A 12,454-nucleotide genomic window follows, 5' to 3' on the forward strand; every position below is an offset into this window, starting at 1 on the left:
CCAGCTAAAAGGAAGGCGGCGATTAAGTCGCCGCCGCCTTTTTAGTGGTTGTCTTTTTCGCTGCAGGTTTCTTTGCAGCTTTCTTTTTTGCAGGCGCTTTTTTCGCCGCAGTCGTTTTGGTCGCCGTTTTCTTGGCCGGGGCTTTTGATGTTTTACCCGACTTGGCGTCCTTTTCCTTAATCGCCTTTATCGCCATTTCAAGCGTGATGTCATCGCGCTCTACATCGCGGATATTGGCGATTGTCTTTTTGTGCTTCACAAACGGTCCCCAGCGGCCCACGGCAACAAAGATCGGTTCGTTGTCATCGGGGTGCTTGCCGAGTTCCTTGCCCGCTTTTTCGCGTTTGTCTGCGACAAGGGTGATGGCGCGGTTTTCACCAATGGTGAGAACATCATCATCTGCCTTAAGCGAGGCGAAGATACTGCCAGCCTGAATATAGGGACCGAAACGGCCAATATTGGCTTTCATTTCATCGCCAGTGTCCGGGTAAATCCCGACAAAGCGCGGCAATGTCAGAAGCTCTTCTGCCTTGGACAGATCCACAACAGATGGCTCCAGCCCTTTGGGCAAAGAAGTGCGTTTCGGTTTAACCTTTTTGGGTTTGCCGTTTTTGCCTTCGACTTCTTCTTCTTCGCCAAGCTGCACGTAAACGCCATAAGGGCCTTTGCGAAGCGTGATTTCCTTACCAGTTTCCTTGTCGATACCAAGAACCTTTGGTCCCGTATCAAGTTCGGAATCGTTGCCATTTTCATTGGCAACCAATGGCCGGGTGAAACTACAATCAGGGTAGTTCGAACAGCCAAGGAATGCACCGAATTTACCAAGTTTAAGGCTCAGCGTGCCATCAGCGCATTTCGGGCATTTATGCGGATCTACACCGTCTTCACGCGTTGGGAAGAGATAGTTTTCCAACATCACCTGAAGCGCATCAAGCACCTCGGTGATTTTCAGTTCCTTGGCTTCGTCGACATTACCTTTAAATGATTTCCAGAAATCCTTGAGAACGTCTTTCCAGGCCAGTTTGCCCATCGAGACTTCATCAAGCTGGTTTTCCAGATCAGCTGTGAAGTTGTACTGCACATAACGTTCAAAGAATTTCGACAGGAAGGCCGTTACCAGACGGCCACGGTCCTGTGCGACAAAACGTCGACGTTCCAGAAGGACGTAGTTACGATCCTGCAGAACCGAAATGATCGATGCATAGGTCGACGGGCGGCCAATGCCCAGTTCTTCCATCTTTTTAACCAGGCTCGCCTCGGTATAGCGGGGCGGGGGCTGGGTAAAGTGCTGATCAATCGTGACTTTGCCAAGATCAGGTTTCTGGCCCTCGGTAAGGGGCGGCAGACGACGATCGTTTTCGTCATCGGAATCGTCATCTTTGCCTTCCTGATAAAGTTTCAGGAAGCCGTCAAATTTAACGACCGAACCATTCGCACGCAAAACGACATGATTGTCGTTCGATGACAAATCAACAGCCACCTGATCAAAACGGGCGTCTTCCATCTGACAGGCGACAGTCCGTTTCCAGATCAGGGTGTAAAGGGCGAGTTGGTCCTTATCAAGATGGCGCGATACCTGATCGGGGCGTCGGAACAAATCGGTGGGCCGAACCGCCTCGTGGGCTTCTTGTGCGTTCTTGGCTTTGTTGGCAAAACTACGCGGGCTTGATGGAAGGTAGGCATCGCCATAATCCTTGCCAATCAGTCGGCGAGCGGCTGCCAATGCTTCTTGTGACAGAACCACAGCATCGGTACGCATATACGTGATCAGACCGACGGTTTCACCACCGATATCAACGCCTTCATACAAGCGCTGGGCAAGCTGCATGGTGCGTTTTGTCCCAAAGCCAAGCTTGCGCGATGCTTCCTGTTGCAGGGTTGAGGTGGTGAATGGTGGCTGAGGACGCCGTTTGACGTCTTTGCGTTCAACCTTGGAAACGGTGTAGCTGCGGCTTTCGACCTTTTCCTTGGCAATTTTGGCGGCATCTTCATTGCCAAGGGCAAGCTTATCAAGCTTCTCGCCATTCAAATGCGTCAGGCGCGCCGAAAAATTGCCTTCTGGAACGCTCAGTCCCGCCTCAAGCGACCAGTATTCATCGGCTTTGAAGGCCTCGATTTCAATTTCACGTTCGCAAATCAGGCGCAATGCGACCGATTGCACGCGACCAGCAGAACGTGAACCGGGCAATTTGCGCCACAGAACCGGCGACAGGTTAAACCCGACCAGATAATCCAATGCGCGGCGCGCCAAATAGGCATCGACCAGCTCTTGGTTAAGTTCGCGTGGATTGGCGATGGCTTCGGTGACGGCTTTCTTGGTGATCTCGTGGAACACGACGCGGTGAACATCGCGACCGCGGAGCAGCTTTTTCTGCTCAAGAACTTCAAGGATATGCCACGAAATCGCTTCTCCTTCACGATCCGGGTCAGTCGCGAGGAAGATTGTGTCGGAGTCACGTGCTGCAGATGCGATTTCCTTGATCTGCTTTTCAGATCGACCGTCTGTTTCCCAGACCATCGAAAAATCGTTATCGGTATCTACCGAACCGTCTTTTGACGGAAGGTCTCGGATGTGACCGAAGGATGCCAGCACCTTATAATCATCACCGAGATATTTGTTGATCGTCTTGGCTTTGGCCGGGGATTCGACGATGACAAGATTCATTACGTTTTTCGTGTCCGGTTCTTGCGCCCGAAGGCGATCATTATGTTGTGCGTTAAATAATCCGAATGAGCGACACATATATATAGTGTGTGCCTGTATTCCAGATCAGATTGCGCAAATTGCAGCAAATCACAACAATATTTGTCACGTCCTGATTCGACGCGACTCTCATTTGGCGATACGCGATACCCTATTTCCGGGGTGACGTTCAACCCTTCCTGCAACTTCGAGTTCAATCAAAATTGTCGAAACCTGTTCCGCCGACAAGCCAGACGTACGGATTAGCTCGTCAATTAAGAGGGGGGAGGATGACAGAAAGTCAAAGATTGATTGGCTGTCCGAATGATCAGTTTTAGGTGGTAGGGGACTGGGTAAATCATTAATTGTTTCAATGTCTTGTACTGGTTCCTTCGGAGCTTGAATTTCTGCGTCACGGTCAAGCGATTTGATGATTTCGTCATAGTCTTGAAGATGTGAGTTTTTGGTAGCTTGACGGGCATCTGTGTTGAATTGATGAAACCCTTCAAAAAGCTGTGTGTTTTGTTCGGCCAAGCGCAAAGCATCCAAAATCACGTCCGCAGAGTCGCATAAAATTGCGCCATCACGGATCAGGCTGTTTGGACCGGCTGCGCGTGGATCGGTTGGGGAGCCGGGAACTGCAAAAACATCACGGCCCTGTTCGGCGGCGAAACGTGCCGTAATCAGCGACCCCGAATTACGGCCTGCCTCAATAACAACCGTGCCAAATGACAGTCCTGAAATAATGCGATTACGCCTCGGAAAATGTCGAGCCTGTGGTTTCAGGCCCGGCGGCATTTCCGAAATGACGCAGCCTTGTTCGCAGAGCTTTTCATAAAGTTCCTGATTTTCACGCGGATAAACAACATCAACCCCACCACCAAGCACGGCAATTGTGCCGCCACTATGGGTGTCAGCCAGCTGTAGTGCAGCCGTGTGTGCCGCACCATCAATGCCGCGCGCCATGCCCGATGTAACGACATATCCTGCGCTGACCAGTTCATGGCTGATTTTACGGGCAAAGCCACATCCATTGGCTGATGCATTCCGCGCTCCGACAATCCCGACGGACGTTTTGGCTAAAAGATCAAGCCGCCCGATGGCGTAAAAATATGCAGGAGAATCTTCGATCCGGGCTAGCATTGCGGGGTATTCCGGATCGCCAAAAATGATTGGCTTTGCATGGTGTGTTTTGGCCAGCTCTATCTCGGAAACCGTATCTTCACGGCCCGCCAGAGTAATTTTTCGCGCGGTCTTTGAGTGGGCAATAAGATCGGGAAGAATTTCGATGGCTTCGCGGGCAGAGCCGAACCGATCTAACATTTTTCGAAATGTGACCGGGCCAATATTCGTGCTGCGCGCGAGCCGCATGCGGGCAAGGCGTTCTGATTGGGATAATCTCTGTGGTTGTGGTTCGTTAAAAAGCATAACGCCCGGATTGTGGTCATCCGGGCGTTACTTCGTCAAGCTATTCGAAATGAAAGATTAGCTTTCTGTCGAACTGCTATCTTCTTCTGCCTGTTTCTTTTTCTGGCCGATCTTTGGTTCTTTACCGCGCAACAGGCGGCCAATATTGGCGTGATGGGCCAGCCAGACGATGACAGCAAGAAAAACCCCAAGCCATCCAGCACCCGGATCGTTGGCGATAAAGAATGCGGCAAGCGGGGCGGCAATCATCGCGATCAGGGCTGAGAGGGACGAGATGCGGAAAAACAGGGCCATCACCAGCCATGTCAGGGCCGCACAAAGTCCCATGATCCAGTTTACCGCAACCAAGGTGCCCAACGTGGTGGCTACACCCTTACCGCCTTTAAACCGTAGCCAAATTGGGAACATATGGCCAATGACGGCGGCACCACCGGCAAAGATGCCCTGTTCAACGCCGGAAAGATGCGTGAAGAGCAAGGCGGCAAATGCGCCTTTGCCAACATCTCCAAGCAGCGTCAAAAACGCCAGATCTTTGCGTCCGGTGCGCAACACATTGGTTGCGCCAATATTGCCCGAACCGATTTTACGAATGTCGCCAAGACCGGCAATGCGGGTTAAAACCAGACCGAATGGAATGGACCCAAGCAAGTACCCGCAAACAGTCGCGACCTGCAGGGACATCAGCATGGCCTTGTAAGTGGCATCAAGTTCCATTTCAGGCGCCTTCCGTAAAGATTTCGCGGCCATCAATCAGGGTGCGCAACACGCGACCTTGGGTAAGACGGCCATCAAAGGGCGAATTTTTCGATTTCGACTGGAACTGATATGGATCGATTTTCCACGGACGATCCGGATCAAAGATTACAAGATCAGCCGGGGTGCCTTCGGCAAGTGTGCCTGCACCCTTAATCCGCACCAGGCTTGCCGGGATAGAGGTCAGCTTTGTAATGACGTCCAAAAGTGACATATGTCCGTTGTGATAAAGCTCAAGCGAGATCGGCAGAAGGGTTTCAAACCCGACACCGCCCGCAGCCGCCTGTGCGAAGGGCAGGCGTTTGGAATCGACATCTTGCGGATTGTGGTCGGATGCGATCGCATCAATCGTGCCATCGGCAAGACCCGCGACAATCGCCTGTCGGTCATCTTCTGAACGCAATGGCGGGGACAGTTTGGCAAAGGTGCGATAATCTGAAACTGAATTCTCATTAAGCGAGAAATAGAACGGAGCAGTATCGCACGTGACTTTAAGGCCGAGTTTTTTTGCTTTTCGGATGACCTCGACCGATTCTCCGGTCGAGATATGGGCAAAATGCAGCCGTCCGCCCGTCATTTCCACCAATCGCAGATCGCGTTCAATCTGGATGACTTCGGCAAGAGGCGAAACACCTGTAAGGCCAAGGCGGGTGGCAAGTTCACCACTATTCATTGCCGCACCCTTGGACAGTTCGGGCTCTTCGGGATGCTGAACAATCATGCCGTCAAAGAAGGTGGAATAAGACAATGCCTGGCGCAGAAGACGCGCACTTGCGATGGTTTTAACACCGTCACAGAAGGCAACGGCACCGGCTTGATGCAGAAGACCCATCTCGGTGATTTCATGGCCCTCGATGCCCTTGGAAAGGGCACCATAGACAAAGACTTTTGCCAAACCGACTTTGCGTGCACGGCGGGCGATAAATTCAACGCCAGCAACATCATCAATCACCGGATCGGTGTTGGGCAGGGCGATAATCGTTGTGATACCGCCAGTTGCCGCGGATTTACCCGCGGTTTCGATGGTTTCCTGATGCTCAAACCCCGGTTCGCGCAATTGGGCGCGCATGTCGACAAGCCCCGGGGCCAGGCATGCCCCGTTCAAGTCGATGACTTCATAGCCGTCTGGTACTGTCCCATTGGTGACATCTGCACCACTTTTAAGAATGGTGGCATCTTCGATCAGGAGCCCACCAATCGCATCGGTCTGTTTGGCCGGGTCAATCAGGCGGGCATTGATAAAGGCCTTTTTACCTGCACCTTTGGCGCGAATGGCGGGGCTCATGCCTGACCTCCCAGTTTTCTGTGGTTCAGAACAAGAATCTCAAGTGCAGCCATCCGTACAGCAACCCCCATTTCGACCTGTTCGCGAATCACAGAACGTTCCACGTCATCGGCAACTTCACTGTCAATTTCAACGCCGCGGTTCATCGGACCGGGATGCATGATCAGTGCGTCGGGCTTGGCATTGGCAAGCTTTGCGCGATCCAGTCCATGGAAGTGGAAATATTCACGGACAGACGGGATGAAGCTGCCTTCCATGCGTTCAAGCTGCAGACGCAACATCATGACGATGTCGCAGTCTTTCAGGCCTTCTTCCATGTCATGGAAAATTTCAACACCCATCCGGTCAATCTGTGACGGGATCAGGGTCGGCGGGGCAACAAGGCGCACGCGCGATCCCATTGTGTTGAGAAGCAAGATATTTGACCGGGCCACGCGTGAATGGGCAATGTCGCCGCAAATCGCAACCGTCAGACGATGCAGGCGGCCTTTGTGGCGGCGGATGGTCAGCGCATCAAGTAGCGCCTGGGTCGGGTGCTCGTGTCGCCCGTCGCCTGCATTGAGAACCGCGCAATTGACCTTTTCGCTGAGGAGCTTGACCGCGCCACTGTCCCCATGACGGACAACAAGTGCATCCGGGTTCATGGCATTGAGCGTCATCGCCGTATCAATCAGGGTTTCGCCCTTTTTGACCGAACTTGTGCCAACCGTCATATTGATGACGTCAGCCCCCAGCCGTTTGGCGGCAAGTTCAAACGATGTCAGCGTTCGGGTGGAGTTTTCGTAAAACAGATTAACGACCGTGGCACCGGCCAGAATATTACTGGTCTTGTCAGCAGAACGGTTCTTTTCCGCGTAATGCTGTGCCCGATCAAGAATAAGGGTGATTTCCCCGGGGGTGAGACCCTCGATGCCGAGGAGGTGAGGGTGCGGATAATGATCCGCCGCTGGTCCCATGACGCTCATGGCGTTGCACATTTCCCTTGGATGATCCTGGAAGAATTTCGCGCGGAGCATAGCGAATTGCCCCTGTCACGAAAAGGTAAATATTCCAAAGAGCCGAACGCATTTCCTGACTGTACGGTCAGGTTTTTATGCTGTTTGAATGCAAGGATTGCCATTAAACCGCATGCATAAGAATGGCGATGATTGGCATTGTGACGATGGCAATAAGGGTGTGTACGGTAATCACACTGGCCATCATCGGCGCATCCCCGCCCATTAAACGCGCCAAGACATAGGCACTCGCCGAACAGGGAAGGGCGGCATATAGAACAACTGATGCTGTCTCGATGCTTGGCAATCCTAGGGCAAGGCAAAGTCCAACGGCGATTGCCGGGCTGATGACAAGCTTGCCGAAGCTTGAAACACCGACTGCTATGCCGGCACGGCGTGCTGCTGTCAGATCAAGTCCTGCGCCAACGGCAAGAAGGCCAATTGGCAATGCCGCACGGCCAAGGACTTCCAAGAAAGGCCCGATGATCGGGGGCAACCCAATACCCGTCAGATTGAAAACACTGCCAAACACACATGCCATTAAAAGCGGGTTTTTGCCAACGTCGCGCAGCAGCGATAACAAACCCGGTTTGCGATCGTTATCCCCCCAATGTGCGCACGCCAAAACCGAAATGACGTTTACAGTCGGGACGACCAAGGCAACACAAAGTGCTGTGACGGTCAGGCCCTCTGTGCCCAAAAGGGCCGCCGCCACCGCAAGGCCAATATAGGTGTTTGGGCGAATGGCACCCTGAACCAAGGATGAAAATGCAGCCGGGCTGACTTTTAAAACGGGTTTGGCTGCAATGATCAGCGCTGTACAAATCGCAACTGTGCCAAGCATGGCACCGGTAATTCCCAGCAATGGCAAGCTGCCAAGATCGGCCTTGGCGGTGTTGGAAAACAGCAATGCCGGGAAGGTCACGAAATAAGTCAGTTTTTCCGCGCCAGGCCAGAATGTATCGGGCAGGAAACTGCGTCGACGCAAGGCATAGCCCAAAACAATAAGGGCAAATGTCGGGAGCAAAGCTGAAAGAATAGCGATCATTTACAGGCCTTTTGGATCGGGGCGTTCTGGCGACTTTTTGGAACAGGACCCTTGGTAGCATCTTTATGTACTGATAAAACACTACCACAGTAAGTCACTGGATTAGGTGACTTAAATTCATTTGTGGGCAGTTGTTCTTTGCCCGAAGAAGAGGGATGTGATAGTCAGCACATTAATTATAATCCGGTGCGGGTAGATTGTTTTCAATTCAAAGCGATTCTATGCCATTGGGAAATCCGTCAAGGGGACGATATGTCGCGGTCGATTGATCATCTGGTCTTATGCGTGAACGATCTTGATGCCGCAATAGCTGCATATCGCCAACTCGGTTTCACTGTCACACCGCGTGCAAACCATCCTTTTGGCACGGGAAATGCGCTGATTCAGCTTGATGGCATGTATATTGAACTGCTTTCTGTGGTTGAGCCGTCGAAAATTGCCGAAACCGATCTGGCTGTTCCGTTCTCATTCCCGGTATATAACCGTGACTATCTGCGTCACCGCGAAGGCATGTCGATGTTGGCATTGCAATCAAGTGATGCCGAGACGGACCGAGAAGTGTTTATGGCTGCTGGTGCGGCTGTGCCGCCAGTTTTTCATTTTGAACGGGATGCTAAAACACCGCAGGGTGATACGGTCGAAGTCGCCTTTTCACTGGCATTTGCCAATCACCCATTATTGCGAAATGCGGTTGCCTTCGTCTGCCAGCATCGCCATCCGCCAGAAAACTTTTATTTCCCGGAATATCAAACCCACGCCAACAGCGCATTGGCGCTTGGCAAGGTGATTATCAGTCACTGGGCTGCTGATGCGGTAAGCGAGTTTTATGAGGGCATTAATGTTGGCGGGCTGGTTGAAACCTTGCACACTGATGAGCTGGTTGAGAAATACGGCTTTGATGACCGGTTGTTTCCATCTGATGGTTTTGCCGGGTTTGAGCTGATTGTCGATGATATTGACAAGATATCTGATGCGGCGATGGCACTTGGCGCGGTCGAAATGAACGGCTTTTTGATCCTGCCGCCCTCGGTATTCTTTGGCACACTGGTTGTGATCAAATCCAAATAAAAAAAGCTGCCTGAAATGTCAGACAGCTTTTATCAGATCATGTTGATCCGGCGCGGGACTTAGTCTTCGTCGCCGTCAAATTCGTCTTCATCAGGTTCGGCGTTTTCGCCCGGGTCTGTATGAAGGTTAAGGTTGTCTAGCGCACCTTGCAGGATATAGGCCGCAGCCGTTTTATCGACGACTTGCGCACGACGTTTTCGTGTCATGTCTACTTCTTCGATCAGGATGCGTTCAACCGCAGTGGTCGAAAGACGTTCGTCCCACATCAGAACCGGAAGGTCGATGTATTTTTCCATCTCATCGAGAAAAGCATAAACGCGATGGCACGCTTTACCGATTGAACCGTCAAGTTCGCGTGGGAAGCCGATCACAATCCCACCAACATTCTGTTTGGTGCAGATTGCTGAAAGCTGCGCGATATCGCGGGTAAATTTCTTCCGCGAGATCAGCTCATGAGGTGAAGCGATCTGAAGCCCGACATCTGAAAGGGCAACGCCAATGGTTTTGGTGCCAAGGTCCAGGCCCAAAACGCGTGCCGCCGGTGTCAGACACCGCAGCAATTCCTGAGTATTATTGCAAATCATGGCGACCTTATAGGTCCGTTATCAGCAAAATACCAGCGCAAAGCAAACATGAGGCCCAGCAGCCAATGCATAGCTGTTTTACCTGCGTTTGCCGTGAATGGGATTTCTTATATTGCGCTGCACCCGTTGAGGTTCAAGGGGTGTAGGTCTTTATTTCCCTAGGGGTTGATGTGCTGGTGGATGTTTGTTCTAATGAAGAGATACAAAGTTAAGCGAAACCGAAATCGCAAAATAACTGATTACATCTCAGGGGGTATAGGGGTTGGTCGACGGTGCATCCAATGACGCGTTCGTAGAATTTGAACGCGTGCAGAAAAGCTACGATGGCGAAACGCTTGTCGTAAAAGATCTCAATTTATCCATGCCTAAGGGCGAATTCCTGACGATGCTTGGGCCGTCAGGGTCTGGAAAAACCACCTGCCTGATGATGCTTGCCGGTTTCGAAACCGCAACGCATGGTGATATTCGCTTGGGCGGAGTATCCATCAACAACATTCCTCCGCATAAGCGGGGGATTGGCATGGTGTTTCAGAACTATGCTCTGTTCCCGCATATGACGATTGCTGAAAACCTTGCTTTTCCACTTGAAGTGCGAAAGCTGGGTAAGGCTGAACGCGAAGAAAAAGTGAAAAGAGCCCTCGACATGGTCGAAATGGGTGATTTTGGCGGTCGCCGTCCGGCGCAATTGTCGGGTGGGCAGCAACAGCGTGTCGCCTTGGCGCGTGCACTTGTGTTTGAACCGGAACTCGTTCTGATGGATGAGCCGCTTGGCGCGCTGGATAAACAGCTGCGTGAGAAGATGCAGTTCGAAATTACCTATCTGGCACATCAGTTGGGCATTACGACCGTTTACGTCACCCATGATCAGACCGAAGCACTGACGATGTCAGACAGGGTTGCAGTGTTTGACGATGGCCGTATTCAGCAACTGGCGCCACCGGATCAGCTTTATGAAAGCCCTGAAAACAGTTTCGTTGCGCAGTTCATTGGTGAGAACAACACGCTTGAAGGTGTTGTGAAAGAAATCAAGGGCGATACCTGCGTAATTGAACTTGATGATGGCGAAGTCATTGATGCCGTTCCTGTCAATGTAACGAAAGTTGGTGAACGGACTCGCGTTTCCATCCGCCCGGAACGCGTTGAATATAATCGTGAACGTCTGCACGAAGATGCCCACACGCTGAAGGCTGAGGTGCTGGAATTCATCTATATGGGTGATATTTTCCGCACACGACTGCGTGTTGCGGGCAATTCAGATTTTGTCATCAAGACAAGAAACGCGCCTGATCAGGTGCGTTTGAAGCCGGGCCAGCAGATTGAAATCGGCTGGTTGGCAGAAGATTGTCGCGCGCTGGACGCGTGACGCACCAGATCAGGTAAGAACAGGACAGGTACACCCGGGTGCACGTCCTCAATCAATAGGCCGGGAAACAATCAGGGAGTCTGCAATGAAACTCATTAAGACACTTTCAGCGACAACGATGATCGCACTTGTCGCGACAAGTGGCGCGGCATTTGCCGACGATCACATGGCGGCGAACATGACGCTGGTTAGCTGGGGTGGCGCATATCAGGCCAGTCAGGTAGCTGCTTATGCTGAGCCTTATGCTGCGATGAATTCGGGCGTTACGATTACTTGGGACGAAAGTTCTAACGAGGCTGTTGCAAAACTGCGCGCCATGAATGAAGCCAACAATGTCACCTGGGATCTGGTTGATGTCGTTGCGTCTGATGCGCTTCGTCTTTGCGATGAAGGTCTGGCAATGGAAATCGATGCAAACGAAGTTCTTGCAGCGGCACCAGATGGCACATCAGCAGAAGATGACTTCGGCGATTTGCTTGTCAGCGATTGCTTCATTCCGCAGATCGTTTATTCGACCACGGTTGGTTATCGTAAAGACTTGGTTCCGGCTGGTGCAGAAGCACCGACCGATATCTGTGCTCTGTTCGATACGGAAACCTATCCGGGTATGCGTTCGCTTGAAAAACGTCCAATCAACAACATGGAATGGGCTCTTCTTTGCGATGGTGTTGCCAAGGACGACGTTTACAACGTTCTTGAAACCGCAGAAGGCCAGGAACAGGCTCTTGCGAAACTAGCCACCATCAAGGATAGCGTAATCTGGTGGAGCGCTGGTGCAGATACGCCGCAGCTTCTTGCTGATGGTGAAGTCTTCATGGGCTCGACCTATAACGGTCGTCTGTTCTCTGCCATTGTTGAGCAGAACCAGCCGATTGCGATGTTGTGGGATGCACAGGTCTTTGATCTTGACGGCTGGATTATCCCGGCTGGTTTGCCTGAAGACCGTCTTGCACGCGTGAAGGACTTTGTTAAGTTCGCCACCGACACCCAGCGTTTGGCTGACCAGTCGAAATACATCTCCTATGGTCCGGCTCGTGCTTCTTCGGCACCGCTTGTTGGCAAACATGCTTCGCTCGGCATCGACATGGCTCCACATATGCCGACCGATCCGGCAAACAGCAAGAACACGTTCCTCTATAACTACGAGTTCTGGGCTGATTACCGTGACGACATTGATGCCAAATTCCAAGCTTGGTTGGCTCAATAACAGCTAAATGAAGGGGGCCGCTTGCGGCCCCCTTTTCCCA

Annotated in this window: 10 protein-coding genes; 3 read left to right on the forward strand and 7 right to left on the reverse strand. The window is 51.9% G+C overall.

Going from position 1 to position 12,454, the window contains the following annotated elements; all coding sequences use genetic code 11:
• Positions 1–22 precede the first annotated feature (22 nt).
• From topA to ACQ0MK_RS06280, 6 genes are all read right to left on the reverse strand, one after another.
• The gene (topA, locus tag ACQ0MK_RS06255; RefSeq protein WP_430475298.1) at positions 23–2,665 is read right to left on the reverse strand and encodes a type I DNA topoisomerase; all 2,643 of its coding nucleotides are present in this window, start codon (positions 2,663–2,665) and stop codon (positions 23–25) included.
• Positions 2,666–2,833: 168 nt separating this feature from the next.
• On the reverse strand, positions 2,834–4,111 hold the full coding sequence (dprA, locus tag ACQ0MK_RS06260) for a DNA-processing protein DprA (RefSeq protein ID WP_430475299.1): 1,278 nt from the start codon (positions 4,109–4,111) through the stop codon (positions 2,834–2,836).
• Positions 4,112–4,168: 57 nt separating this feature from the next.
• On the reverse strand, positions 4,169–4,825 hold the full coding sequence (plsY, locus tag ACQ0MK_RS06265) for a glycerol-3-phosphate 1-O-acyltransferase PlsY (protein ID WP_430475300.1): 657 nt from the start codon (positions 4,823–4,825) through the stop codon (positions 4,169–4,171).
• A gap of 1 nt (position 4,826) precedes the next feature.
• Positions 4,827–6,149 carry a dihydroorotase gene (gene pyrC / locus ACQ0MK_RS06270; protein ID WP_430475301.1) on the reverse strand — a complete coding sequence of 441 codons (1,323 nt, stop codon included), beginning with the start codon at positions 6,147–6,149 and terminating at the stop codon, positions 4,827–4,829.
• Positions 6,146–7,105: an aspartate carbamoyltransferase catalytic subunit gene (locus tag ACQ0MK_RS06275; RefSeq protein WP_350042774.1), complete on the reverse strand. Its 960-nt coding sequence runs from the start codon at positions 7,103–7,105 to the stop codon at positions 6,146–6,148. The genes pyrC and ACQ0MK_RS06275 overlap by 4 nt, the downstream gene beginning before the upstream one ends.
• 163 nt (positions 7,106–7,268) lie before the next feature.
• Complete coding sequence (locus ACQ0MK_RS06280; RefSeq protein ID WP_430475302.1) at positions 7,269–8,192, reverse strand: AEC family transporter; 924 nt, start codon at positions 8,190–8,192, stop codon at positions 7,269–7,271.
• 252 nt (positions 8,193–8,444) lie between these two features.
• Between ACQ0MK_RS06280 and ACQ0MK_RS06285 the strand changes: the two genes are divergently transcribed.
• Positions 8,445–9,260 carry a VOC family protein gene (locus ACQ0MK_RS06285; RefSeq protein WP_430475303.1) on the forward strand — a complete coding sequence of 272 codons (816 nt, stop codon included), beginning with the start codon at positions 8,445–8,447 and terminating at the stop codon, positions 9,258–9,260.
• A gap of 59 nt (positions 9,261–9,319) precedes the next feature.
• On the opposite strand, the gene ruvX is transcribed toward ACQ0MK_RS06285, so the two are convergent.
• A complete protein-coding gene (ruvX, locus tag ACQ0MK_RS06290; protein ID WP_430475304.1) occupies positions 9,320–9,844 on the reverse strand; it encodes a Holliday junction resolvase RuvX in 525 nt (174 codons plus the stop codon).
• A 262-nt stretch (positions 9,845–10,106) separates the two neighbouring features.
• On the opposite strand from ruvX, the gene ACQ0MK_RS06295 reads away from it, so the two are divergent.
• Positions 10,107–11,207, forward strand: coding sequence for an ABC transporter ATP-binding protein (locus ACQ0MK_RS06295; protein WP_430475305.1), 1,101 nt, complete (start codon positions 10,107–10,109; stop codon positions 11,205–11,207).
• Between the two features lie 85 nt (positions 11,208–11,292).
• Positions 11,293–12,414, forward strand: a complete 1,122-nt coding sequence (locus tag ACQ0MK_RS06300) for an extracellular solute-binding protein (protein WP_430475306.1) — start codon at positions 11,293–11,295, stop codon at positions 12,412–12,414.
• Positions 12,415–12,454 lie beyond the last annotated feature (40 nt).

This window comes from Thalassospira lucentensis (genome assembly GCF_050516545.1).
GTDB classification, from domain to species: Bacteria; Pseudomonadota; Alphaproteobacteria; order Rhodospirillales; family Thalassospiraceae; genus Thalassospira; species Thalassospira lucentensis_C.